The organism is Citrobacter sp. wls827, assembly GCF_005280875.1.
In the GTDB taxonomy this organism is placed as follows: domain Bacteria; phylum Pseudomonadota; class Gammaproteobacteria; order Enterobacterales; family Enterobacteriaceae; genus Citrobacter; species Citrobacter youngae.
Window position 1 is genome coordinate 375,121 of sequence record NZ_SZWR01000012.1, and the last position, 23,606, is coordinate 398,726.

Here is a 23,606-nt window from a genome sequence, read left to right on the forward strand (position 1 = left end):
AAAGAGGCGGCTTGAAGGATAAAGTGTAAAACGGAGAGAGAAACTATGTTTGAACCTATGGAACTGACCAATGACGCGGTGATTAAAGTCATCGGCGTCGGCGGCGGCGGCGGTAATGCCGTTGAACACATGGTGCGCGAGCGCATCGAAGGTGTTGAATTCTTCGCGGTGAATACCGACGCCCAGGCGTTGCGTAAAACGGCGGTTGGACAGACCATTCAGATTGGTAGCGGCATCACCAAGGGTCTGGGCGCGGGTGCAAACCCGGAAGTCGGTCGTAATGCGGCAGACGAAGACCGTGAAGCTCTGCGTGCAGCGCTTGACGGCGCAGACATGGTGTTCATCGCAGCAGGCATGGGCGGCGGGACCGGGACCGGTGCAGCGCCAGTGGTTGCTGAAGTAGCAAAAGATTTAGGTATTCTGACCGTTGCTGTCGTGACTAAGCCTTTCAACTTTGAAGGCAAGAAGCGTATGGCATTTGCGGAGCAGGGTATCACCGAGCTGTCCAAACATGTGGACTCTCTGATCACTATCCCGAACGACAAACTGCTGAAAGTGCTGGGTCGCGGTATCTCCCTGCTGGATGCGTTTGGCGCAGCGAATGATGTGCTGAAAGGCGCAGTCCAGGGTATCGCTGAACTGATTACCCGTCCGGGCCTGATGAACGTCGACTTTGCCGACGTGCGCACCGTGATGTCCGAAATGGGCTATGCGATGATGGGTTCTGGCGTGGCGAGCGGTGAAGATCGCGCTGAAGAAGCGGCTGAAATGGCTATCTCTTCACCTCTGCTGGAAGATATCGATCTGTCTGGCGCGCGTGGCGTGCTGGTTAACATTACTGCGGGCTTCGACCTGCGTCTGGATGAGTTCGAAACCGTGGGTAACACCATCCGTGCATTTGCATCGGATAACGCGACTGTGGTTATCGGTACTTCTCTGGACCCGGATATGAACGACGAACTGCGCGTTACCGTTGTTGCCACTGGAATTGGTATGGACAAGCGTCCTGAAATCACTCTGGTGACCAACAAGCAGGTTCAGCAGCCGGTAATGGATCGTTACCAGCAGCACGGCATGGCGCCGTTGACGCAAGAGCAAAAACCGGTAGCGAAGGTGGTTAACGACAATACGCCGCAGACCACTAAAGAGCCGGATTATCTGGATATCCCTGCATTCCTGCGTAAGCAAGCTGATTAAGAATTAGCTGGAATTTGGGGATTGTGGCTCTTTGTGCTAAACTGGCCCACCGAATGTATAGTACACTTCGGTTGGATAGGTAATTTGGCGAGATTATACGATGATCAAACAAAGGACTCTTAAACGTATCGTTCAGGCGACTGGCGTCGGTTTACATACCGGCAAAAAAGTCACCCTGACATTACGCCCTGCGCCGGCCAACACCGGGGTCATCTATCGTCGCACCGACTTGAATCCTCCGGTAGATTTCCCGGCCGATGCCAAATCTGTGCGTGATACCATGCTCTGTACGTGTCTGGTCAACGAGCATGATGTGCGGATTTCAACCGTTGAGCATCTTAATGCTGCTCTGGCGGGCTTAGGTATCGATAACATCGTTATTGAGGTTAATGCCCCGGAAATCCCGATCATGGATGGTAGTGCTGCTCCGTTCGTTTACTTGCTGCTTGATGCAGGTATTGAAGAACTGAACAGTGCGAAGAAATTTGTCCGCATCAAAGAGACCGTTCGCGTCGAAGATGGCGACAAGTGGGCTGAGTTTAAGCCGTATAATGGTTTTACGTTGGATTTCACCATCGACTTTAACCATCCGGCGATCGACTCCAGCACCCAGCGCTATGCGATGAACTTCTCTGCTGATGCGTTCATGCGTCAGATCAGCCGTGCGCGTACTTTCGGCTTCATGCGTGATATCGAATATCTGCAGTCCCGCGGCCTGTGCCTGGGCGGCAGCTTCGATTGTGCCATCGTTGTTGACGATTATCGCGTACTGAACGAAGACGGCCTGCGTTTTGAAGATGAATTCGTTCGTCACAAAATGCTCGACGCGATCGGTGACTTGTTCATGTGTGGTCACAACATTATTGGTGCATTTACCGCGTATAAATCCGGTCATGCATTGAATAACAAACTGTTGCAGGCGGTCCTGGCAAAACAGGAAGCCTGGGAATATGTGACCTTCCAGGACGACGCAGAACTGCCGCTGGCGTTCAAAGCGCCTTCGACCGTACTGGCATAACGACATACGTTGTCGTATAAATTCGACTGGTCAATCTGGCACTCTCTCCGGCCAGGTGAGCCAGTCGTTTTTTTTTATCCTCCAATAGCTCACCGTCTTTTTCGATGCGGCTTTTTTCCCGCTGTCAGATTAAAATACTGAGCGATCGCTGCTTTCTTAAGCATATTTACCCGCGACTTGCGTCATTACTGCTGTGGTGCGAACGCATTAATGGTAATATTTGTGCGCAAAAAATGGTTTTGCATTTATAACCCCAAACGCAGGGTAGATCAGGTGGCAATAACGTGAGTGGAATACTGACGCGCTGGCGACAGTTAGGCAGACGGTACTTCTGGCCGCATCTCTTATTAGGGATGGTCGCGGCAAGTTTTGGCCTGCCCGCGATCGGTAATGCTGCTGAACCTAATACCCCCGCGAAGGCGACCGCCAGCAATCACGATCAAGGCGCTAAAGTTAACTTTAACCAGCTTGCTTTGCTGGAAGCCACTAACCGTCGCCCGAATTTTACTGTTGATTATTGGCATCAACATGCCATTCGTACGGTTATACGCCATCTTTCTTTTGCTATGGCCCCTCAGGCGCTGCCCGTTGCCGAAGAGCCGTTGCCAATCCAGGCGCACCATCTTGCGTTACTGAATACGCTTAGCGCGATGCTGACGCAGGAAGGCAGACCGCCGGCGACAGTAAGTCGCGTGACATATGCCCATTTCACTTCTCAGGCCGCGTTTAGTATTCCTGTCTGGATAAGCCAGCAGCAGGGTATCCGCGCTGGTCCTCAACGCCTCAGCTAAAAAAGAACCTTCCAACTTATAATTTTTGACTCCGCACCGCGGGGCGTTTGAGATTTTATTATGCTAATCAAATTATTAACGAAAGTATTCGGTAGCCGTAACGAACGTACGCTGCGTCGTATGCGCAAAGTGGTCAACGTCATCAACGCGATGGAACCGGAGATGGAAAAACTCTCCGATGATGAGCTGAAAGCGAAGACCGCTGAATTCCGCGCCCGTCTGGAAAAAGGTGCCAGCGTGGAAAGCCTGATCCCGGAAGCATTTGCGGTAGTCCGTGAAGCGAGTAAGCGTGTGTTCGGTATGCGTCACTTCGACGTTCAGCTGCTGGGTGGTATGGTCCTCAACGATCGCTGTATCGCAGAAATGCGTACCGGTGAAGGTAAAACCCTGACCGCAACGTTGCCAGCCTACCTGAACGCATTAAGCGGGAAAGGTGTACACGTCGTTACCGTGAACGACTATCTGGCTCAGCGTGACGCCGAAAATAACCGCCCACTGTTTGAGTTCCTCGGTATGACCGTAGGTATCAACATGTCAGGTCTGCCGGCTCCGGCCAAGCGTGAAGCTTACAATGCTGACATCACTTACGGTACCAACAACGAATACGGCTTTGACTACCTGCGCGACAACATGGCGTTTAGCCCGGAAGAGCGCGTTCAGCGTAAACTGCATTATGCGCTGGTCGATGAAGTCGACTCCATCCTGATCGATGAAGCACGTACTCCGCTGATCATTTCCGGCCCGGCTGAAGATAGCTCGGAAATGTACAAGAAAGTGAACAAAATCATTCCAAACCTGATCCGTCAGGAGAAGGAAGATTCTGACACATTCCAGGGCGAAGGCCACTTCTCTGTCGATGAGAAATCGCGCCAGGTTAACCTTACCGAACGTGGTCTGGTTCTGATTGAAGAACTGCTGGTGAAAGAAGGCATTATGGATGAAGGTGAGTCGTTGTACTCTCCGGGCAACATTATGCTGATGCATCACGTGACTGCTGCACTGCGTGCACATGTGCTGTTCACCCGTGATGTAGACTACATTGTGAAAGACGGCGAAGTTATCATCGTCGACGAACACACCGGACGTACCATGCAGGGGCGTCGCTGGTCCGACGGCCTGCACCAGGCTGTTGAAGCCAAAGAAGGCGTAGAAATCCAGAACGAAAACCAGACGCTGGCTTCTATCACCTTCCAGAACTACTTCCGCTTGTACGAAAAACTGGCCGGTATGACCGGTACAGCAGATACCGAAGCGTTCGAATTCAGCTCTATCTACAAACTGGATACCGTAGTGGTGCCGACCAACCGTCCGATGATCCGTAAGGATTTACCGGATCTGGTGTACATGACCGAAGCGGAAAAAATTCAGGCGATCATTGAAGATATTAAAGAGCGTACCGCAAATGGCCAGCCGGTGCTGGTGGGTACTATCTCCATTGAAAAATCTGAAGTGGTCTCTAACGAACTGACCAAAGCAGGTATCAAGCATAACGTGCTGAACGCCAAGTTCCACGCTAACGAAGCAGCAATCGTCGCACAGGCGGGCTATCCTTCAGCCGTGACCATTGCCACTAACATGGCGGGTCGTGGTACGGATATCGTGCTGGGCGGTAGCTGGCAGGCAGAAGTCGCCGAGCTGGAAAATCCGACAGAAGAACAAATCGCACAGATTAAAGCTGACTGGCAGGTGCGTCACGACGCGGTGTTGGCCTCCGGTGGTTTGCACATCATTGGTACCGAACGTCATGAATCTCGCCGTATCGATAACCAGCTGCGTGGCCGTTCCGGTCGTCAGGGGGATGCGGGTTCTTCTCGTTTCTACCTGTCGATGGAAGATGCGCTGATGCGTATTTTTGCCTCCGACCGCGTGTCTGGCATGATGCGTAAACTGGGCATGAAGCCAGGTGAAGCGATTGAACACCCATGGGTAACCAAAGCGATTGCTAACGCGCAGCGTAAAGTAGAAAGCCGCAACTTCGATATTCGTAAACAGCTGTTGGAATACGATGACGTTGCCAACGATCAGCGTCGTGCCATCTACAGCCAGCGTAATGAACTGCTGGATGTGTCCGACGTTAGCGAAACCATCAACAGCATCCGTGAAGATGTCTTCAAAGCAACGATTGATGCCTATATTCCGCCGCAGTCTCTGGAAGAAATGTGGGATATCCCGGGTCTGCAGGAACGTCTGAAAAATGATTTCGACCTCGAGATGCCGATTTCAGAGTGGCTGGATAAAGAGCCTGAGCTGCACGAAGAAACGCTGCGCGAACGTATTCTGGCAAACGCCGTAGAAGTTTATCAGCGTAAAGAAGACGTTGTGGGCGCAGAGATGATGCGTCACTTCGAAAAAGGCGTGATGCTGCAAACTCTCGACTCCTTGTGGAAAGAGCACCTTGCGGCGATGGACTATCTGCGTCAGGGTATCCACCTGCGTGGTTATGCGCAAAAAGATCCGAAGCAGGAATATAAACGCGAATCCTTCTCTATGTTTGCATCAATGCTGGAATCACTGAAGTACGAAGTGATCAGCACCCTGAGCAAAGTTCAGGTGCGTATGCCTGAAGAAGTAGAAGCGATGGAGCAGCAGCGTCGCGAAGATGCTGAGCGTTTAGCGCAGATGCAGCAGCTGAGCCACAAAGATGATGAGTCTGCTGTCGCAGAAGAGCTGGCGGCACAAACCGGCGATCGTAAAGTGGGACGTAACGATCCGTGCCCTTGCGGTTCCGGTAAAAAATACAAACAGTGCCATGGCCGTCTGAGCTAAGAAAATAACTCACTGAAAAGGCGCAGAATTCTGCGCCTTTTTTATGGACGATAAATATGAAAGTACTGCAAATCGCTGTTGGAATTATTCGTAATAAGCACAACGAGATTTTTATCACTCAGCGTGCCGCCGATGCTCATATGGCAAATAAGCTGGAGTTCCCCGGCGGAAAAATAGAAGCGGGCGAAACGCCGGAACAGGCGCTGGTTCGCGAGCTACAGGAAGAAGTTGGTATTACGCCGACTCAAAGCTCATTGTTCGAAAAGCTGGAGTATCAGTTTCCGGACAGACATATCACGCTGTGGTTCTGGCTGGTTGAAAGCTGGGAAGGAGAGCCATGGGGAAAAGAGGGGCAGCCAGCGCAGTGGATTGCGCAAGCCGCTCTGAATGCGCAGGATTTCCCGCCCGCGAATGCGCCGGTCATTGAAAAGTTGATTGCTGGCTAATGGTGTTGTAGGCCGGATAAGGCAACGCCGCATCCGGCAAATTATTGCGGGGACGCAACGCTTATCCGGCCTGCCGTTGTCGCTGAATTACTTCTGCTCTTCGCTCCAGTCATCGCTTTCTGACAGATCGCCGGAGCTTGGGATACGCTTCTCTTCCGCGGCCCATTCACCCAGGTCGATTAACTGACAACGTTTGCTGCAGAATGGACGAAACGGACTGACTTCTGCCCACACGACTGCTTTACCGCAGGTTGGGCAGTTTACGATAGTTTGTTCAGACATCTTAACTCCTTAACAGCACGCCAGATCGAAATCGAGGCGCTCAGGCACCTGACCATTCTCGCTATCCAGTGGCATAAAGCGAATGGCAAAGCGGCTCTTATGACCCGATATTTGCGGATAAAGCTGCGAAGCGAGCGGCAACTGTAAACGCAGTAGGTCTGCATCATCGCCGTTGTCCTGGTAAAAACCATTCAGGCTGGTTTGCTTACGAAACGGTGCTGAGTTGCGGATTAAATCCAAGACCAGAGACAATGCCTGGTTGAGCGGGTTCAGGCTGGCAAGCCAGGTCTCAACCTGTGTGTCACGCTGAGTCTGTGACAGATGCAGCCAGATATGTAAAGTCGGCAAATCAAAACTGCAGCATCCGCCGGGAATACTTAAACGCTGACGAACAAGGCCAATCAGACGGTCTTCACGCAGGGTTTGTCCGATGCGCGGGGCAGAAATCAGAATACTGCCCGCACTTTTTAATTGCTGACGTAAAGAGTCGATTCTGCTTTGATCGACGCCCGGAACTTCAACCCAGGCCTGAAGTTTTCGCTGCTGTCTTTCCAGCTCTTTGAGGAGTTCAGTACGGACTTCGCCACGTTCAAATACATCCAGTAAATCCCCCACATTGCGGAAAAAATGCAGTGCACCTGCGTGATCCACAATGGGCAAATTAATGGAGAGTTGTTGGATCAGAAACTCAATGCGCAACCATGTACGCATCTTCTCATTGAGAGGGTGTTCAAAAAGGACCTGGGTGTGCATTACGGTTTTTCCTGTGAGACAAACTGCGACGCGAATTGCAAATAGAGTGCGTGCAGGCGGGCGACATCCGAGACGATAGCATCCGGTGCGCCATTATTATCAATAACATCATCTGCCACGGCAAGGCGTGCTTCACGTGTTGCCTGGGCAGCCAAAATTTGTTCAACGTGCTCGCGCGTAACATCATCGCGCTGCATGGTTCGCCTGAGTTGAGTCTCAGGGGTGACATCCACGACGAGTACGCGATCGGCTTTTTTATACAGCGCGTTTTCTACCAACAAGGGGACGACCCATAACAGATAAGGAGAGGTCGCTTGCTGAAACTGACGCTGTGTTTCCTGCTGAATAAGTGGGTGGAGCAATGCATTTAGCCATTTTTTCTCATCAGGATCGGAAAAAATGCGTTCGCGTAAAATGCGTCGCTGCAACGATCCGTCCGCGGCGATCACCTCGGAACCAAAATGTTCTGCAATCGCCTTAATGGCGGGTGTGCCGGGTTCAACCACCTGGCGCGCAATAATATCTGCATCAATGATGTTTATTCCGAGGTCAGCGAACGCATTTGCAACGGTACTTTTACCACTGCCAATGCCGCCGGTTAAGGCTACTGTATACCTCATAGATGCAGATCCTGGAGTTTAAGTTTGATTATCAAACAGTTAAAAGTTAAGCGTGCGAAGGCGAGGCTGCTGCAGGATTAACCTACTATTCGCCAGGTAAATTTATGGGATTGTAGCGTAAAAAAAGAGAATTTCGCAGTCTTGCGCGGCATTGATTAGTGCGTATGATAGCGTCACTGGAGTTGTGAGTTTCGATTTTTCGCCATTAACCCCAGGAATCCGCACATGCGTATCGAAGAAGATCTGAAGTTAGGTTTCAAAGACGTTCTTATCCGCCCTAAGCGCTCTACTCTCAAAAGTCGTTCCGATGTTGAACTGGAACGTCAATTCACCTTTAAACATTCAGGTCAGACCTGGTCCGGCGTGCCGATTATCGCCGCGAACATGGACACCGTTGGGACGTTTGCCATGGCAACGGCGCTTGCCTCCTTCGACATCCTGACCGCTGTGCATAAACACTATTCTGTTGAAGACTGGGCCGCTTTCATTGCAGATTCCTCAGCCGATGTACTGAAACACGTGATGGTTTCAACCGGGACGTCGGACACTGATTTCGAAAAAACCAAACAGATTCTGGCACTGAATCCAGCGCTGAACTTTATCTGCATTGATGTGGCAAATGGCTATTCAGAGCACTTTGTTCAGTTTGTGTCGAAAGCACGTGCGGCCTGGCCGACAAAAACGATCTGTGCTGGCAACGTGGTCACCGGCGAGATGTGTGAAGAACTGGTGCTTTCCGGTGCTGATATCGTCAAAGTGGGCATTGGCCCAGGTTCTGTATGTACCACCCGCGTAAAAACTGGCGTTGGCTATCCGCAGCTTTCTGCCGTCATTGAATGTGCTGATGCAGCGCACGGCCTGGGCGGCATGATTGTCAGCGACGGTGGCTGCACAATGCCGGGTGATGTGGCAAAAGCGTTTGGCGGTGGTGCGGACTTCGTGATGCTCGGCGGCATGCTGGCCGGCCATGAAGAAAGCGGCGGTAAAATCGTTGAAGAGAACGGTGAGAAATTCATGTTGTTCTACGGTATGAGCTCTGAGTCTGCTATGACGCGCCATGTTGGTGGTGTTGCTCAGTATCGTGCCGCTGAAGGTAAAACCGTTAAGCTGCCTCTGCGCGGCCCGGTTGATAATACCGCTCGCGATATCCTTGGCGGACTGCGTTCAGCCTGTACTTATGTCGGTGCATCCCGTCTGAAAGAGCTGACCAAACGTACAACGTTTATTCGTGTACAGGAACAAGAAAACCGCGTTTTCAATAGCCTGTAAGAACAGGTCGTACTGTTAAACGCCTGATGGCGCACAGCTTATCAGGCCTACGCTCATGCTCTGTGTAGGCCTGATAAGGCGTTTATGCCGTCATCCGACATTTAAATTTATCCCACACTACTCATTGCATCTCCCAGATGAAAAATCGGTAGATACATTGCCACAACCAGCGTACCGATAATCAACCCCGTAATGACAAGCAAGGCTGGCTCAAGTAATGACGCCAAATTTTCGGCCTGAGATAGCGTGTACTCGCTGTGATGTCGGGCGAGGTTTTGCAACATCGCATCCAGAGAGCCGGAAGCTTCACCGGTTCTCACCAGTTGCAAGCAAAGTGGACTAAATTCACCGCTATTTTTAAGCGCCAGCCATACCGGCTTCCCGGCACTGATATCGTGATGCACCTGTGCCAAACGTTGGGACCAATAAGGGCAGTTAAGGGTTTCAGTGACACTCTCCAGACCTTGCAGAAAGGGAATGCCCGCGTTTTGTGTTAATGCCAGTACGGTGAAGATCTGTGTAAGTTTTTGCCCCCTGACCATCGGCCCGATGATGGGGAAGTGCAGCAGTATTTTCTGACGCAGAATAAGCCAGTAGGGTTTCTGCTTTATCAACCCGTATGTTGTTCCCAGCACCAGGCAGAGCAACCCTGCCAGCCATCCCCATCGACTGCTGTAGTGTGCCGCGGCCATAATCCACTGAGTGAGCGTCGGTAGCGGGGTGTTGAACGTGCGATAGATGGCGGCAAATTCAGGTAACACAAAATGCAGCATCGCCAGCACGACCATTATCGCCATGGCAAGAATGATAATGGGGTAGCGTAGTGCTTTTTTGACTTTATCAGCGAGTTGCTGTTGGTTTTTTTGCTGACGGGCAAGTTCAAAGCAGCAGTCATCCAGTTTGCCCGTTAGTTCTCCGGTGCGGATCATTGCCTGGTACAGCGGGGGAAATACGTGTTGCCACCGCGAAAGCGAGGCTGACAGCGCAATGCCTTGTTCCATATCGTAAGCCAGCGTGCGCAGTAATGCCTGCCACTGGTTGCTGGGATGCTGTTCAGCGAGCAGAGTTAACCCAGCGGAAAGTGTCAATCCCGCTTTAAGCAGTGTTGCCAACTGGCGTATGGCTTCGGCACTGTTTGCTCTGCTCCAGTGCGAGGTTTTAACGCGCATCCGGTTAATGTGAATTGGCGTAATCTGCTGCTGTTCGAGCACAAACAGGAGCGATGGTCGGGTATCAGCCCATAGCATCCCTGCTACAGGTTGACCTTCGTGGGTTATTCCTTGCCAGCGCCAGAGGTGTTTAGTTGGCATGGGGCGTGCCCAGTACGCGGATCAGTTCTTCAAATGTCGTTAACCCTTGTTCCACCGCTTGGCAGCCATCCTCGAAAAGAGTACTCATGCCCGCTTGCTGAGCATCCGATTCCACAACGTCTGCGGATGAACCATCGGCAATACGTTGCCGCAACGCAGGCGTAATGGGCAGTACTTCAAACAGAGCGGTTCGACCATAAAACCCGTGATAGCAGTGTTGGCAACCGGGTGCCTGCCAACGCGGTAGTGGCGTGGGCCAAAGTGTTGCCGGGAGTGTTATGGGAGTATCAAGTCGTCGCCGACAATGTGGGCATAATTTTCTGACTAATCGCTGCGCAACTATTAATGTCAGCGCGGAGGCAATCATCCAGCGTGCCACCCCCATTTGCTGCAGGCGTATCAGTGTTTCACTGGTGGAATTGGTATGCAGTGTCGAAAGAACCAAATGACCGGTTTGTGCGGCTTTCAGGGCAATCTCAGCTGTTTCGCCGTCGCGGATTTCGCCTACCATAATAATGTCGGGATCCTGGCGCAGTAGTGCACGTAATACACCCTGAAAATTAAGTCCGGCGCGAGGATGGATTTGTGTCTGATTGAGTCCTTCAATGGGGATCTCGACCGGATCTTCTACACTACAGAGATTCACATCGGGGGTGTTTCGGGTTTGTAGCGCACTGTACAGGGTAACCGTTTTGCCGCTCCCGGTCGGCCCGGTGACCAGAATCAAACCCTGTGGTTGCTGTAATGCTTGTGAAAACGCAGCCAACTGTGCCTCATGCATGCCCAGTGCGTTGACCTCCAGCGTTTGATTAACCTGATGAAGCAGGCGTAGCACTACTTTTTCACCCCATCGGCAAGGCAGCGTGGCGATGCGAAACGAAATGGGGTCACCTGAAATCTCCACGGTAAATTGTCCATCTTGCGGGAGTCGGTGCTCGGCAATATCCAGACTGCCTAATACCTTTAATCTTGCAGTGAGAGCAATGCCCATCTCGGTTGTGACTTCCGGTAATGTGTGTAGTACGCCATCCACACGTATCCTGATCCGGTAGTGATTCTCCGCAGGTTCAATATGAATATCAGAAGCCCGTTGTGCCAACGCGGATTGAAAAGCATGGTTCAGCAACCCTGCGGCAGTTGCGCTGCTTTCTGTGATGATGGCCGGGAGCATTTTACGCGGCGCGTGTGTGTGGCCCTCCATTTGCTGACGCGTCCAGCACACAATATCGATGCGTCGGGTCGTGGCAAAATGCAGTGCATCCAGCAGTTCGTGGGAAGGGGCATCCACAACGGCGATATGCACCGCGTCATTGTCTGCATCCAGTAATATGGCCTGATAGCGCTGGCACAGCGCCGTTAGTTGGGTGGTATTCATCTCTTTTCCTTAGTTGGCATCAAAACGAAAAACGTCTTCGCAAGCCTGTTGCAGCGCGCTGTCATTCTGGATAGAGCAGTTGCGATTCCAGCCCGTTATGCCGTTGGCGTTGTCCCAACCCGGCGTCATGGTGATGCTTAGCCCGTTCAGGCTTTCCTGCCCGCTGAGGCTGACCACGCCTTTTTCCACGCTCATACCTGAGACATAGCGGGTGGTGGTCACAGAGGGGATGCCATTTGTCCCGGCATCACAGGTTTCTGTTCCGCCGTGCTCCAGCGCGCAGAGTTCGACGGCAGTACGGTAGGGGACAAAGGTTTGCAGCATGTCTGTCAGCGCGGCTTTGCGCAGATAGTTTTGATAAGCGGGGATACCGATAGCGCTGAGGATGGCAATGATGCCAATGACCACCATCAGTTCGATAAGCGTGAAGCCTCGTTGTTTGTCCATTGTTGATTTGCTCCTTGAGTTAGCTGGCGCTACTTTGGCAAATCGAAGGGATTTTAGGCGAGAGGCAAAAAATAGAACGAGAAGGCCGGTTCAGATGAATGTTACGAAATTACAGAATCAGACAACGTATTTGCGAAGATGCTCGAATAAACTGCCGATCGGCGGCGGGGCTGTAGGCCCGATACGCGAAGCGCCATCGGGCAGAACAGTCAGTGATTAGCGAAAACGCATCGAGAGGTCGAGTGCGCGGACATGTTTGGTCAGCGCGCCCACAGAGATGAAATCCACGCCGGTTTCCGCGAATTCGCGTAGCGTTTCATAGGTGACGTTACCAGATACTTCCAGACGCGCCTGGCCGTTGGTACGTTTGACCGCTTCGCGCATTTGGTCGGTTTCGAAATTGTCGAGCATGATGATGTCCGCCCCGGCTTTCAGCGCGTCGTCCAGTTCATCCAGGCTTTCCACTTCTACCTCAACCGGCACGTCCGGGTGCAGCCAGAAGGCTTTTTCCACGGCCTGTTTCACCGAACCAGACGCAATAATGTGGTTTTCCTTGATCAGGAAAGCGTCAGAAAGCCCCAGACGATGATTTGCGCCGCCGCCGCACAATACCGCGTATTTCAGCGCCGTACGCAGCCCAGGCAGGGTTTTACGCGTATCCAGCAGCTGGGTTTTTGTCCCCGCCAGCAGGTCGACGTATTTACGGACTTCACTCGCTACGCCAGACAGCGTTTGCACAAAGTTGAGTGCGGTACGTTCACCGGTCAGCAGTACGCGGGAAGGGCCGTCCAGTTCAAACAGCGGCTGATTAGCCTTAATGCTGTCGCCATCTTCGACATGCCAGGTGACGCTGACATCATCGCCAGCCAGTTGAATAAAGACCTCTTCCACCCAACGCTTCCCACAAAAAACGCCATCTTCACGGGTAATTACGCTAGCGTGGGAGCGCATATCTTCGGGTAAAAGCTGTGCGGTGATATCGTTATTGGCATCAACTTCTCCGCCTAAATCTTCACGCAGCGCCTGAGCGACAGCGGCAGGGATATCCAGATTTATGCGTTCCAACAGCGCGTCACGTCGGTAGTCAGGGTTATAGCGGCGAGGCGGCATGATAAAACTCCAAATTGCTAACGAATCATAAGGTGGAAACATGCTACCCTGAACCTGATATGAGCACCACCAATAAGGAGATTCTGCATGTTGTTAGACGAGGGCTGGCTGGCAGAGGCGCGACGCGTTCCCTCTCCGCATTACGATTGCCGCCCGGATGACGAAAGCCCTTCTTTGCTGGTGGTGCATAATATCAGCCTGCCACCCGGTGAATTTGGCGGCCCATGGATCGACGCGCTGTTTACGGGCACGATTGATCCCAATGCCCATCCTTATTTTGCCGGAATCGCCCATTTGCGCGTTTCTGCCCATTGTCTGATCCGCCGTGATGGTGAGATCGTGCAGTATGTCCCCTTTGATAAACGCGCCTGGCATGCCGGCGTCTCGAGCTATCAGGGCCGCGAACGCTGTAATGATTTCTCAATTGGTATTGAGCTTGAAGGGACGGATACGCTGGCTTATACCGATGCGCAGTACCAGCAACTGGCTGCCGTGACGCAGACGCTGATTCAGCGTTATCCGGCGATTGCCAGTAACATGACTGGGCATTGCAATATTGCGCCCGAGCGTAAGACCGATCCCGGCCCCTCATTTGACTGGGCAAGGTTTCGCGCCCTGGTCACCCCCTCGTCACACAAGGAGATGACATGACGCTGTTTACAACATTACTGGTGTTGATTGTTGAACGCCTGTTTAAGCTGGGTGAGCACTGGCAGCTTGATCACCGGGTTGAAGCTCTTTTCCGTCGGGTTAAGCATTTCTCGATGATGCGTACGGTAGGCATGGCCCTGGTTGCGATGGGGGTGACGTTCCTGCTGCTGCGCGCACTCCATGGGCTGCTGTTTAACGTGCCCTTGCTGGTGGCGTGGATCTTAATTGGCCTGCTGTGCATCGGCGCTGGCAAGACGCGTCTTCATTATCATGCCTATCTGAACGCGGCGGCTCGCGATGACGCTCACGCCCGTGAGGCGATGGCCAGCGAATTGACGCTGATTCATGGCGTGCCGCCGGACTGCGATGAGCGTGAGTTTTTGCGTGAACTGCAGAACGCGCTGTTATGGAACAACTTTCGCTTTTATCTGGCGCCGTTATTCTGGCTGATCGTCGGTGGTCCGTGGGGACCGGTGACGCTGGTGGGTTATGCTTTTTTACGTGCCTGGCAGTCCTGGCTGGCGCGCTATCAGACGCCGCATCAGCGTCTGCAATCGGGTATCGATGCAATTCTGCATGTGCTGGACTGGATCCCGGTGCGCCTGGCGGGCGTGGTCTATGCGCTGTTAGGACACGGCGAGAAAGCGCTACCGGCCTGGTTTGCGTCGCTTGCTGATCTGCACACTTCTCAATATCAGGTGCTTACGCGCCTGGCGCAGTTCTCACTGGCGCGCGAACCTCATACCGATAAAGTTGAAACGCCAAAAGCTGCCGTTTCGATGGCGAAGAAAACCTCGTTTGTGGTGGTGGTGGTCATTGCGCTGCTGACCATTTATGGGGCATTAGTATAGCGTTGTGCCGGATGGCGCTAACGCTTATCCGACCTACAATGAAAAAACGTGTAGGCCCGGTAAGCGTTAGCGCCACCGGGCAGTGCAACAGTTTAGTTCGTATCAGCAGGCGGGATGCCAAAATCTGGCATGCCGTTTTCGTCCCAACGCACGAGCTTTAGACGAGTGTGGCGGTTTGGGTCGTACAGCGGATCGCCCTCGATTTCGGTGTAATTTCTCGCGTGATACACCAGCACATCTTCACCTTCTGGCGTTTGCGTAAAGCTGTTGTGTCCTGGGCCGAACTGGCGGTTTTCATAGCTGGTGGTAAAGACCGGGCGCGGTGATTTGTGCCAGTTCTGCGGGTTGAGCGGATCGGCGTTGAGGTCAATCCACAATAATCCCATACAGTAGTTCTCATCGGTGGCGCTGGCGGAATAGCTGATAAACAGCTTATCGCCGTGAACCATGACGGCAGGACCTTCGTTGACCCAAAAACCCCGGCATTCCCAGTCATATTCAGGGTGGCTTAGCATCAACGGCTCGCCTTTAATCGTCCATGGATTTTCCAGCTCTGCGAGATAGATATTGGAGTTCCCGGCGATATCGGGCGATTTCTGCGCCCACAGATACCACTGTTTTCCCTGATGGTTAAAGGTTGTGGCATCAAGCGCGAAGGTATCAAACTGGGTTTTAATTTGCCCCTTTTCAACCCACTTACCACTTAGCGGATCGGCATCAGCGCACTCCAACGCAAACATGCGATGCTGGAACATACCCAACGTATCGAGCGCCTGAGTGTGCGTGGCCGCAAAGTAGATGTACCACTTACCTGCCAGATGATGGATTTCAGGCGCCCAGATGAGTTGGCTCATAGGGCCGCTGTCCGGTTTGTGCCAGACAACAACGGGTTCCGCGGTGCGTAATTCCCCCAGAGAGTCAGCCCGGCGGATCTCCAGGCGATCGTATTCGGGCACTGAAGCAATGAAATAGTAGTGGCTACCGTCACGTAAAATAAACGGGTCGGCACGTTGTTCAATAAAGGGGTTAGGCCACTGATTCATCAGGCTTTCCTTACGGTTTCAGTTGTTTTTATCTCGTGGTATTCATTCAGTTCACGGTAATTGGCGCGGCGCTTTTCTAAATCTGTCTGGATTTGCTGCATGAACTCGCGGTCAACTTTCAGCAGGCGAACCACGCCTGCAGTAATCAGGTAGCCTACGCCCGGAATAATAGTGAACAACAGCATAATGCCGTTAATCGCGGAGTCGCTTTGCGCTTTAGCGCCTGCATCGTAGCCGTACCAGGAAAGCAGGAAGCCCACCATCGCGCCGGCAATCGCCAGCCCCAGTTTCAGGAAGAACAGGTTGCCGGAGAAGCTGATCCCGGTGATGCGTTTACCGGTTTTCCACTCGCCGTAGTCATCGACATCCGCCATCAGCGACCAGTGCAGCGGGGATGGGATCTGATGCAGGATGTTGAGCAAGAAGTAGAGCACCATAATCATCATGGTGGCTTTCGGATCGAAGAAGTAAAATGCGGCGGAGAAAATCGCCAGGATGATGTTGGTCCAGAAGAAGACTTTCAGTTTGCACCAGCGATCGGTTAATACCTTCGCGAGCATACTGCCGATCATCATGCCGACAACGCCAAGGCTGATAAACAACGTTGCGAACTGTGTGCTTTGCTGCATAACCCAGGTGACGTAGTACATGGTGGCGGCCATACGAATAAAGCCCGGACAGACGTTGCACAAGGTTAATAGCAGGATTTTCACCCACTGATCGTTCTTCCACACGTCTTTCAGATCGGCTTTCAAATCGTCGTTCGTGGGTACCGCAGGGCGTACACGTTCGCGCACGGTCGCGAAACAAAACAGGAACATGCACATACCAATGAAAGCCAGCACGGCCATCGCCATCTGATAGCCTTTGGCTTTATCTTCCCCGCCAAACCAGTCTGCCATTGGCAGTAGCGTGAGTGAGAGTAGCAGAGTTGCAATCCCGACCAGCACGAAGCGATACGACTGGCAGGCGACGCGTTCTTTCGGATCGTTGGTGATGACGCTACCGAGTGAACAGTAGGGAATGTTAATTGCTGTATAGGTAATAGAGAGCAGGAAGTAGGTGACAAACGCATAGATAACTTTGCTGTTATACGTCCACTCCGGAGTGGTAAACATCAATACGCTGAATAATGCGTAGGGGAAAGCCATCCACAGAAGCCATGGACGAAACCGACCATATTTACTGCGGGTACGATCGGCCATTGCACCCATGATAGGGTCAGTAACGGCATCAATAACGCGTACAGAAAGCAGCAATACGCCGACAAGTGCAGGCGCAAGACCAAAAATATCTGTGTAAAAATAGTTAACAAACAGCATGATAGCGCCGAATATGATGTTGCATCCGGCATCGCCCATTCCATAGCCGATCTTTTCTTTCACCGACAGCTTTCTGGTTTCCATCAAGCGCACTCCATTAATGTGATATGGAGAGAATTATTGTCTGGTGTTGGTGTTTTTGCGTTGCAGGATAGCGCCGCTGATATGGACTAAACAGTCATCTGTGGGAAAGTGTGAGGCAGGTAACAACCCCCACCTGGTGCAGGTGGGGGGAAGGATTAATGCGCTTTCACGGCACCGGCCGTTTTCTGTTTGCACAGATAGCCAATGCCAAGAATGGCAATCCATACCGGGATCAGGTACACAGAGATCGCCATGCCCGGCGTCATCAGCATAATCACCAGTACTGCAGCCATGAAAATCAGGCACACCCAGTTACCCAGCGGATAGAGCAGTGCCGGGAAGCGGGTGGTAACCCCCTGCTGCTGTTTTGCTTTGCGGAACTTCATGTGCGCCAGGCTGATCATTGCCCAGTTGATCACCAGGGCGGAAACCACCAGCGCCATCAGCAGGCCAAAGGCGGATTCTGGCGCCAGATAGTTGATCAGCACACATAGAGCCGTAACCAGCGCGGAAACCAGAATGGTGTTCACCGGTACGCCGCGTTTGTCGACGTTCATCAGCGCTTTTGGCGCGTTGCCCTGTTGAGCCAGGCCGAACAGCATACGGCTGTTACAGTAGACACAGCTGTTATAGACAGAAAGGGCAGCGGTCAGCACCACGATGTTCAGCGCATTGGCAACAAAGGTGTCGCCTAGTTCGTGGAAAATAAGGACAAACGGGCTGGTATCAGCCGTAACACGCGTCCATGGCATCAGGGAAAGCAGTACAGCCAGCGAACCCACATAGAAAATCAGGATACGGTAAATGACCTGGTTGGTGGCTTTAGGAATGCTTTGCTCCGGGTTATCGGCTTCTGCTGCGGTGATCCCGACCAGCTCCAGCCCACCGAAAGAGAACATAATAATCGCCATCATCATTACCAAACCGGTGAAGCCGTGCGGCAGGAAGCCACCCTGGTCCCACAGGTTACTGACGCTGGCCTGCGGCCCGCCGTTGCCGCTGAATAGCAGCCAGCCGCCGAAGATGATCATCGCGACTACGGCAATGACTTTAATAATGGCAAACCAGAACTCCATCTCACCGAACACTTTCACATTGGTGAGGTTAATGGCGTTAATAATCACGAAGAAGGCGGCCGCAGAGGCCCAGGTTGGGATCTCCGGGTACCAGAACTGAATGTATTTACCCACGGCCGTCAGCTCAGCCATGGCAACCAAAACGTACAGCACCCAGTAGTTCCAGCCAGAGGCGAAACCTGCGAAACTGCCCCAGTATTTATAAGCAAAGTGGCTAAAGGAGCCTGCTACCGGCTCTTCAACCACCATTTCACCTAGCTGACGCATAATTAAAAAGGCGATAAATCCGGCGATAGCGTAACCCAGAATAATACCCGGCCCTGCAGACTGAATAACGGATGCGCTCCCGAGGAATAACCCGGTACCAATCGCGCCACCCAGCGCGATAAGCTGTATATGGCGGTTTTTAAGGCCGCGCTTTAGCTGATCGCCATGCTGTTGACTTTCCATCATGAAACCTCGTGTGTGGTTTTACTCTTCATCTTTCGAGTACTTATATTTTGAACCACGCAGTGACGCGTGTGTAAGTTTGCAATTCCGTTTGTTGTATTAATTTATTTACAGCAATGAATTATGAAATGTTGCCTAAAGACTTTTGTCTTGATCAGAATAATGTTATGCGAGCGCGAATGCACCTGCTTTATGCGGCGTGAGAGACGAGTTGAATAAAAAGAAACCATTTGTAAGCGCGAGTTTATCTACCACAAAATTTCCAATTTGAATTTTTATTCGAAAATAGTGATTGATAAATCGATAAATAAGCAGGTGAATCGGTTCAGATAATATATTTTTTCGTTTCAATTCGGTTAAAACTACCTCGGGATGGGTAAATTTAACATTTGTGCATAGTTACATGTTTGAAACGTTATTTCTGTAATGTTGTTAAAATATGCCTCCTTTACTGATTTCAATCAAAACCTGTATGGACAGAAGGTGAATACTTTGTTACTTTAGCGTCAAGAACATGAAATTGGTAAGACCAATTGACTCCGGGCAAATGGCTTAAGACAGGAAATCATGGCCTACAGCAAAATCCGCCAACCAAAACTCTCCGATGTGATTGAGCAGCAGCTGGAGTTTTTAATTCTTGAGGGGACACTTCGCCCCGGAGAAAAACTCCCACCGGAACGCGAGCTGGCAAAACAGTTCGACGTCTCCCGCCCCTCCTTACGCGAGGCGATCCAACGCCTTGAAGCGAAGGGGTTACTGCTTCGTCGTCAGGGCGGTGGCACTTTTGTTCAGAGCAGCCTGTGGCAGAGCTTTAGCGACCCACTGGTAGAGCTGCTCTCCGACCATCCTGAATCCCAGTTTGACCTGCTTGAGACGCGCCATGCGCTGGAAGGTATTGCTGCCTATTACGCTGCACTGCGCAGCACGGATGAAGACAAAACGCGAATCCGTGAACTCCACCATGCGATTGAGCTGGCTCAACAGTCCGGCGATCTTGACGGCGAATCTGATGCGGTACTGCAGTATCAAATTGCTGTCACCGAAGCGGCACATAATGTGGTGCTGCTCCATTTGCTAAGGTGTATGGAGCCGATGCTGGCCCAGAACGTTCGGCAAAACTTCGAATTGCTGTATGCGCGTCGCGAGATGCTGCCGCTGGTAAGCAGTCACCGTACCCGTATCTTTGAAGCAATTATCGCCGGGAAGCCGGAGGAGGCGCGTGAAGCGTCGCACCGTCACCTGGCCTTTATCGAAGAGATCCTGCTGGACAGAAGCCGTGAGGAAAGCCGTCGTGAACGCGCCTTACGCCGTCTGGAGCAACGAAAGAATTAGTGATTTTTCTGGCAGAACGTTAACCAGAAGATGTTGTAAATCAAGCGCCATATAAAGTGCGCGGCAACTAAACGCAGAACCTGTCTTATTGTGCTCTCGCGAGCGAGAACACAATGGGACAGGTTCCAGATAACTCAACGTATTAGATAGATAAGGAATACCCCCATGTCAGAACGTTTCCCAAATGACGTGGATCCGATCGAAACTCGCGACTGGCTACAGGCGATCGAATCGGTCATCCGTGAAGAAGGTGTTGAGCGTGCTCAGTATCTGATCGACCAACTGCTTTCAGAAGCCCGCAAAGGCGGCGTGAAAGTAGCGGCAGGTGCAGGGGCCAGCAATTATGTAAACACTATTGCCGTTGAAGATGAACCGGAATACCCGGGCAATCTGGAGCTGGAACGTCGTATTCGTTCTGCTATCCGCTGGAACGCCATCATGACCGTACTGCGTGCGTCTAAAAAGGACCTCGAGCTGGGTGGCCACATGGCATCCTTCCAGTCCTCCGCAACGGTATATGACGTTTGTTTCAACCACTTCTTCCGTGCACGCAATGAGCAGGATGGCGGCGACCTGATTTACTTCCAGGGCCACATCTCTCCGGGCATCTACGCTCGCGCATTCCTGGAAGGTCGTCTGACTGAAGAGCAGATGAACAACTTCCGTCAGGAAGTACATGGCAAAGGCCTGTCTTCCTACCCGCACCCGAAACTGATGCCTGAATTCTGGCAGTTCCCGACCGTATCTATGGGTCTGGGCCCAATCGGTGCTATCTACCAGGCTAAATTCCTGAAGTATCTGGAACACCGTGGCCTGAAAGATACCTCTAAACAAACCGTTTACGCCTTCCTGGGCGACGGTGAGATGGACGAGCCAGAATCTAAAGGTGCGATCACCATCGCCACCCGTGAAAAACTGGACAACCTGGTCTTTGTTATCAACTGTAACCTGCAGCGTCTTGACGGCCCGGTCACCGGTAACGGCAAGATTGTTAACGAACTGGAAGGCATCTTCGCAGGTGCTGGCTGGAACGTTATCAAAGTCATGTGGGGCGGTCGTTGGGATGAGCTGCTGCGTAAAGACACCAGCGGTAAACTGATCCAACTGATGAACGAAACCGTTGATGGCGACTACCAGACCTTCAAATCCAAAGACGGCGCATACGTACGTGAGCACTTCTTCGGTAAATACCCGGAAACCGCAGCGCTGGTTGCTGACTGGACTGACGAGCAGATTTGGGCTCTGAACCGCGGTGGTCACGATCCGAAGAAAGTCTACGCTGCACTGAAAAAAGCGCAGGAAACCAAAGGCAAAGCAACTGTAATCCTCGCCCATACCATCAAAGGTTACGGCATGGGTGACACCGCCGAAGGTAAAAACATCGCTCACCAGGTTAAGAAAATGAACATGGACGGCGTACGTTACATCCGCGACCGTTTCAACGTTCCTGTGACCGATGAGCAGGTTGAAAACCTGTCTTACATCACCTTCCCGGAAGGTTCTGAAGAGCACACCTATCTGCACGCTCAGCGTCAGAAACTGCACGGCTACCTGCCTGCTCGTCAGCCGAACTTCACCGAGAAGCTGGAACTGCCGGCTCTGGAAGACTTCGGTGCGCTGCTGGAAGAGCAGAACAAAGAAATCTCCACCACTATCGCTTTCGTTCGTGCCCTGAACGTGATGCTGAAGAACAAGTCGATCAAAGATCGTCTGGTGCCGATCATCGCTGACGAAGCGCGTACTTTCGGTATGGAAGGTCTGTTCCGTCAGATCGGTATCTACAGCCCGAACGGTCAGCAGTACACCCCGCAGGACCGTGAGCAGGTTGCTTACTATAAAGAAGACGAGAAAGGTCAGATCCTGCAGGAAGGTATCAACGAGCTGGGTGCTGGCGCATCCTGGCTGGCTGCTGCGACCTCTTACAGCACCAACGATCTGCCGATGATCCCGTTCTACATTTACTACTCCATGTTCGGGTTCCAGCGTATCGGTGACCTGTGCTGGCAGGCTGGCGACCAACAGGCTCGCGGCTTCCTGATCGGTGGTACTTCCGGTCGTACGACGCTGAACGGCGAAGGTCTGCAGCACGAAGATGGTCACAGCCATATTCAGTCTCTGACTATCCCGAACTGTATCTCTTACGATCCGTCTTACGCGTACGAAGTTGCGGTCATCATGCACGATGGTCTGGAGCGTATGTACGGTGAGAAACAAGAGAACGTTTACTACTACATCACCACGCTGAACGAAAACTACCACATGCCGGCAATGCCAGCAGGTGCCGAGGAAGGTATCCGTAAAGGTATCTACAAACTCGAAACCCTCGAAGGTAAGAAAGGTAAAGTTCAGCTGCTGGGCTCCGGTTCTATCCTGCGTCACGTCCGTGAAGCAGCACAGATCCTGGCGAACGACTACGGCGTAGGCTCTGACGTGTACAGCGTGACTTCCTTCACTGAACTGGCGCGTGATGGCCAGGATTGTGAGCGCTGGAACATGCTGCACCCGATGGAAACGCCGCGCGTTCCGTACATCGCTCAGGTTATGAACGACGCTCCGGCAGTAGCATCTACTGACTATATGAAACTGTTTGCCGAACAGGTTCGTACTTATGTACCGGCTGATGATTATCGCGTACTGGGTACTGACGGTTTCGGTCGCTCTGACAGCCGTGAAAACCTGCGTCACCACTTCGAAGTTGATGCTTCCTACGTGGTTGTAGCGGCCCTGGGCGAACTGGCTAAACGTGGCGAAATCGATAAGAAAGTGGTTGCTGACGCAATCATCAAATTCAACATCGATGCAGATAAAGTTAACCCGCGTCTGGCGTAAGAGGTAAAAGAATAATGGCTATCGAAATCAATGTACCGGACATCGGGGCTGATGAAGTTGAAATCACCGAAATCCTGGTCAAAGTAGGCGACAAAGTTGAAGCTGAACAGTCGCTGATCACCGTAGAAGGCGACAAAGCCTCTATGGAAGTTCCGTCTCCTCAGGCTGGTATCGTTAAAGAGATCAAAGTCTCTGTTGGCGACAAAACTGAGACCGGCAAACTGATCATGATTTTCGATTCCGCCGACGGTGCAGCAGCAGCTGCACCTGCTCCGGCAGAAGAGAAGAAAGAAGCGGCTCCGGCAGCAGCACCTGCTGCTGCGGCAGCGAAAGACGTACACGTACCGGACATCGGCGGCGACGAAGTTGAAGTTACCGAGATCATGGTTAAAGTGGGTGACACCGTTGCGGCTGAACAGTCTCTGATCACCGTAGAAGGCGACAAGGCTTCCATGGAAGTTCCAGCGCCGTTCGCGGGCGTGGTGAAAGAGATCAAAATCAACACCGGCGACAAAGTGTCTACCGGCTCCCTGATTATGGTCTTCGAAGTGGCGGGCGCAGCGCCTGCTGCTCCGGCTCAGGCT

Annotated in this window: 21 protein-coding genes; 11 read left to right on the forward strand and 10 right to left on the reverse strand. The window is 52.2% G+C overall.

Annotated elements, in window-relative coordinates; all coding sequences use genetic code 11:
- Nucleotides 1-45: 45 nt before the first annotated feature.
- From ftsZ to mutT, 5 genes are all read left to right on the forward strand, one after another.
- Nucleotides 46-1,197, forward strand: a complete 1,152-nt coding sequence (ftsZ, locus tag FDX03_RS08610; protein WP_003018753.1) for a cell division protein FtsZ — start codon at nucleotides 46-48, stop codon at nucleotides 1,195-1,197.
- Nucleotides 1,198-1,297: 100 nt separating this feature from the next.
- Complete coding sequence (gene lpxC / locus FDX03_RS08615) at nucleotides 1,298-2,215, forward strand: UDP-3-O-acyl-N-acetylglucosamine deacetylase (protein WP_048212691.1); 918 nt, start codon at nucleotides 1,298-1,300, stop codon at nucleotides 2,213-2,215.
- A gap of 284 nt (nucleotides 2,216-2,499) precedes the next feature.
- Complete coding sequence (gene secM, locus FDX03_RS08620) at nucleotides 2,500-3,006, forward strand: secA translation cis-regulator SecM (protein ID WP_116360675.1); 507 nt, start codon at nucleotides 2,500-2,502, stop codon at nucleotides 3,004-3,006.
- A 60-nt stretch (nucleotides 3,007-3,066) separates the two neighbouring features.
- Nucleotides 3,067-5,772 (forward strand): preprotein translocase subunit SecA, encoded by a 2,706-nt coding sequence (gene secA, locus FDX03_RS08625; RefSeq protein WP_115600965.1) that lies wholly within the window; start codon nucleotides 3,067-3,069, stop codon nucleotides 5,770-5,772.
- A gap of 56 nt (nucleotides 5,773-5,828) precedes the next feature.
- The gene (mutT, locus tag FDX03_RS08630) at nucleotides 5,829-6,218 is read left to right on the forward strand and encodes an 8-oxo-dGTP diphosphatase MutT (protein WP_048212688.1); all 390 of its coding nucleotides are present in this window, start codon (nucleotides 5,829-5,831) and stop codon (nucleotides 6,216-6,218) included.
- An 87-nt stretch (nucleotides 6,219-6,305) separates the two neighbouring features.
- Here the strand turns inward: mutT and yacG are convergent, their stop codons facing one another.
- The 3 genes from yacG to coaE are packed head-to-tail and all read right to left on the reverse strand — an operon-like array spanning nucleotide 6,306 to nucleotide 7,873.
- Entirely contained in the window at nucleotides 6,306-6,500 is a 195-nt protein-coding gene (gene yacG / locus FDX03_RS08635; protein ID WP_005124648.1) for a DNA gyrase inhibitor YacG, read from the reverse strand.
- A 9-nt stretch (nucleotides 6,501-6,509) separates the two neighbouring features.
- Nucleotides 6,510-7,253: a cell division protein ZapD gene (gene zapD, locus FDX03_RS08640; RefSeq protein WP_048212687.1), complete on the reverse strand. Its 744-nt coding sequence runs from the start codon at nucleotides 7,251-7,253 to the stop codon at nucleotides 6,510-6,512.
- Nucleotides 7,253-7,873 (reverse strand): dephospho-CoA kinase, encoded by a 621-nt coding sequence (gene coaE / locus FDX03_RS08645; RefSeq protein ID WP_137345798.1) that lies wholly within the window; start codon nucleotides 7,871-7,873, stop codon nucleotides 7,253-7,255. The genes zapD and coaE overlap by 1 nt, the downstream gene beginning before the upstream one ends.
- Before the next feature lie 225 nt (nucleotides 7,874-8,098).
- Here coaE and FDX03_RS08650 point away from each other — a divergent pair, with 225 nt between their 5' ends.
- Nucleotides 8,099-9,142, forward strand: coding sequence for a GMP reductase (locus tag FDX03_RS08650; protein ID WP_040229985.1), 1,044 nt, complete (start codon nucleotides 8,099-8,101; stop codon nucleotides 9,140-9,142).
- A 107-nt stretch (nucleotides 9,143-9,249) separates the two neighbouring features.
- Here the strand turns inward: FDX03_RS08650 and hofC are convergent, their stop codons facing one another.
- The 4 genes from hofC to nadC form a co-directional block, all read right to left on the reverse strand.
- Complete coding sequence (gene hofC / locus FDX03_RS08655; RefSeq protein ID WP_048212685.1) at nucleotides 9,250-10,452, reverse strand: protein transport protein HofC; 1,203 nt, start codon at nucleotides 10,450-10,452, stop codon at nucleotides 9,250-9,252.
- Complete coding sequence (gene gspE / locus FDX03_RS08660) at nucleotides 10,442-11,827, reverse strand: type II secretion system protein GspE (protein ID WP_048212684.1); 1,386 nt, start codon at nucleotides 11,825-11,827, stop codon at nucleotides 10,442-10,444. The genes hofC and gspE overlap by 11 nt, the downstream gene beginning before the upstream one ends.
- A gap of 9 nt (nucleotides 11,828-11,836) precedes the next feature.
- Nucleotides 11,837-12,274 carry a prepilin peptidase-dependent pilin gene (gene ppdD / locus FDX03_RS08665; protein ID WP_116360678.1) on the reverse strand — a complete coding sequence of 146 codons (438 nt, stop codon included), beginning with the start codon at nucleotides 12,272-12,274 and terminating at the stop codon, nucleotides 11,837-11,839.
- 216 nt (nucleotides 12,275-12,490) lie between these two features.
- On the reverse strand, nucleotides 12,491-13,384 hold the full coding sequence (gene nadC, locus FDX03_RS08670; protein WP_115644363.1) for a carboxylating nicotinate-nucleotide diphosphorylase: 894 nt from the start codon (nucleotides 13,382-13,384) through the stop codon (nucleotides 12,491-12,493).
- A gap of 87 nt (nucleotides 13,385-13,471) precedes the next feature.
- On the opposite strand from nadC, the gene ampD reads away from it, so the two are divergent.
- Both ampD and ampE read left to right on the forward strand, forming a co-directional pair.
- The gene (gene ampD / locus FDX03_RS08675) at nucleotides 13,472-14,035 is read left to right on the forward strand and encodes a 1,6-anhydro-N-acetylmuramyl-L-alanine amidase AmpD (protein ID WP_048212682.1); all 564 of its coding nucleotides are present in this window, start codon (nucleotides 13,472-13,474) and stop codon (nucleotides 14,033-14,035) included.
- Nucleotides 14,032-14,886 (forward strand): beta-lactamase regulator AmpE, encoded by an 855-nt coding sequence (gene ampE / locus FDX03_RS08680; protein ID WP_137345799.1) that lies wholly within the window; start codon nucleotides 14,032-14,034, stop codon nucleotides 14,884-14,886. The genes ampD and ampE overlap by 4 nt, the downstream gene beginning before the upstream one ends.
- A 92-nt stretch (nucleotides 14,887-14,978) precedes the next feature.
- Here the strand turns inward: ampE and FDX03_RS08685 are convergent, their stop codons facing one another.
- The 3 genes from FDX03_RS08685 to aroP form a co-directional block, all read right to left on the reverse strand.
- On the reverse strand, nucleotides 14,979-15,929 hold the full coding sequence (locus tag FDX03_RS08685; RefSeq protein WP_137345800.1) for a family 43 glycosylhydrolase: 951 nt from the start codon (nucleotides 15,927-15,929) through the stop codon (nucleotides 14,979-14,981).
- Nucleotides 15,929-17,335: an MFS transporter gene (locus FDX03_RS08690; protein WP_048212679.1), complete on the reverse strand. Its 1,407-nt coding sequence runs from the start codon at nucleotides 17,333-17,335 to the stop codon at nucleotides 15,929-15,931. The genes FDX03_RS08685 and FDX03_RS08690 overlap by 1 nt, the downstream gene beginning before the upstream one ends.
- Before the next feature lie 155 nt (nucleotides 17,336-17,490).
- Nucleotides 17,491-18,864, reverse strand: a complete 1,374-nt coding sequence (gene aroP, locus FDX03_RS08695; protein WP_086523581.1) for an aromatic amino acid transporter AroP — start codon at nucleotides 18,862-18,864, stop codon at nucleotides 17,491-17,493.
- Between the two features lie 564 nt (nucleotides 18,865-19,428).
- Between aroP and pdhR the strand changes: the two genes are divergently transcribed.
- From pdhR to FDX03_RS23180, 3 genes are all read left to right on the forward strand, one after another.
- Nucleotides 19,429-20,193, forward strand: a complete 765-nt coding sequence (gene pdhR, locus FDX03_RS08700; RefSeq protein ID WP_003018699.1) for a pyruvate dehydrogenase complex transcriptional repressor PdhR — start codon at nucleotides 19,429-19,431, stop codon at nucleotides 20,191-20,193.
- Between the two features lie 165 nt (nucleotides 20,194-20,358).
- Nucleotides 20,359-23,022, forward strand: a complete 2,664-nt coding sequence (gene aceE / locus FDX03_RS08705; protein ID WP_040229997.1) for a pyruvate dehydrogenase (acetyl-transferring), homodimeric type — start codon at nucleotides 20,359-20,361, stop codon at nucleotides 23,020-23,022.
- A 14-nt stretch (nucleotides 23,023-23,036) separates the two neighbouring features.
- Nucleotides 23,037-23,606 (forward strand): biotin/lipoyl-containing protein (locus FDX03_RS23180; protein WP_283204883.1); only part of this gene is annotated, 570 nt, incomplete at its 3' end.

What these genes read in the sequence shown, in the direction of transcription:
- ftsZ (WP_003018753.1), top strand. Translation starts at nt 46, where the DNA reads ATGTTTGAACCTATGGAACTGACCAATGACGCGGTGATTAAAGTCATC.
- lpxC (WP_048212691.1), top strand. Translation starts at nt 1,298, where the DNA reads ATGATCAAACAAAGGACTCTTAAACGTATCGTTCAGGCGACTGGCGTC.
- secA (WP_115600965.1), top strand. Translation starts at nt 3,067, where the DNA reads ATGCTAATCAAATTATTAACGAAAGTATTCGGTAGCCGTAACGAACGT.
- mutT (WP_048212688.1), top strand. Translation starts at nt 5,829, where the DNA reads ATGAAAGTACTGCAAATCGCTGTTGGAATTATTCGTAATAAGCACAAC.
- yacG (WP_005124648.1), bottom strand. Translation starts at nt 6,500, where the DNA reads ATGTCTGAACAAACTATCGTAAACTGCCCAACCTGCGGTAAAGCAGTC.
- zapD (WP_048212687.1), bottom strand. Translation starts at nt 7,253, where the DNA reads ATGCACACCCAGGTCCTTTTTGAACACCCTCTCAATGAGAAGATGCGT.
- coaE (WP_137345798.1), bottom strand. Translation starts at nt 7,873, where the DNA reads ATGAGGTATACAGTAGCCTTAACCGGCGGCATTGGCAGTGGTAAAAGT.
- FDX03_RS08650 (WP_040229985.1), top strand. Translation starts at nt 8,099, where the DNA reads ATGCGTATCGAAGAAGATCTGAAGTTAGGTTTCAAAGACGTTCTTATC.
- hofC (WP_048212685.1), bottom strand. Translation starts at nt 10,452, where the DNA reads ATGCCAACTAAACACCTCTGGCGCTGGCAAGGAATAACCCACGAAGGT.
- gspE (WP_048212684.1), bottom strand. Translation starts at nt 11,827, where the DNA reads ATGAATACCACCCAACTAACGGCGCTGTGCCAGCGCTATCAGGCCATA.
- ppdD (WP_116360678.1), bottom strand. Translation starts at nt 12,274, where the DNA reads ATGGACAAACAACGAGGCTTCACGCTTATCGAACTGATGGTGGTCATT.
- nadC (WP_115644363.1), bottom strand. Translation starts at nt 13,384, where the DNA reads ATGCCGCCTCGCCGCTATAACCCTGACTACCGACGTGACGCGCTGTTG.
- ampD (WP_048212682.1), top strand. Translation starts at nt 13,472, where the DNA reads ATGTTGTTAGACGAGGGCTGGCTGGCAGAGGCGCGACGCGTTCCCTCT.
- ampE (WP_137345799.1), top strand. Translation starts at nt 14,032, where the DNA reads ATGACGCTGTTTACAACATTACTGGTGTTGATTGTTGAACGCCTGTTT.
- FDX03_RS08685 (WP_137345800.1), bottom strand. Translation starts at nt 15,929, where the DNA reads ATGAATCAGTGGCCTAACCCCTTTATTGAACAACGTGCCGACCCGTTT.
- FDX03_RS08690 (WP_048212679.1), bottom strand. Translation starts at nt 17,335, where the DNA reads ATGGAAACCAGAAAGCTGTCGGTGAAAGAAAAGATCGGCTATGGAATG.
- aroP (WP_086523581.1), bottom strand. Translation starts at nt 18,864, where the DNA reads ATGATGGAAAGTCAACAGCATGGCGATCAGCTAAAGCGCGGCCTTAAA.
- pdhR (WP_003018699.1), top strand. Translation starts at nt 19,429, where the DNA reads ATGGCCTACAGCAAAATCCGCCAACCAAAACTCTCCGATGTGATTGAG.
- aceE (WP_040229997.1), top strand. Translation starts at nt 20,359, where the DNA reads ATGTCAGAACGTTTCCCAAATGACGTGGATCCGATCGAAACTCGCGAC.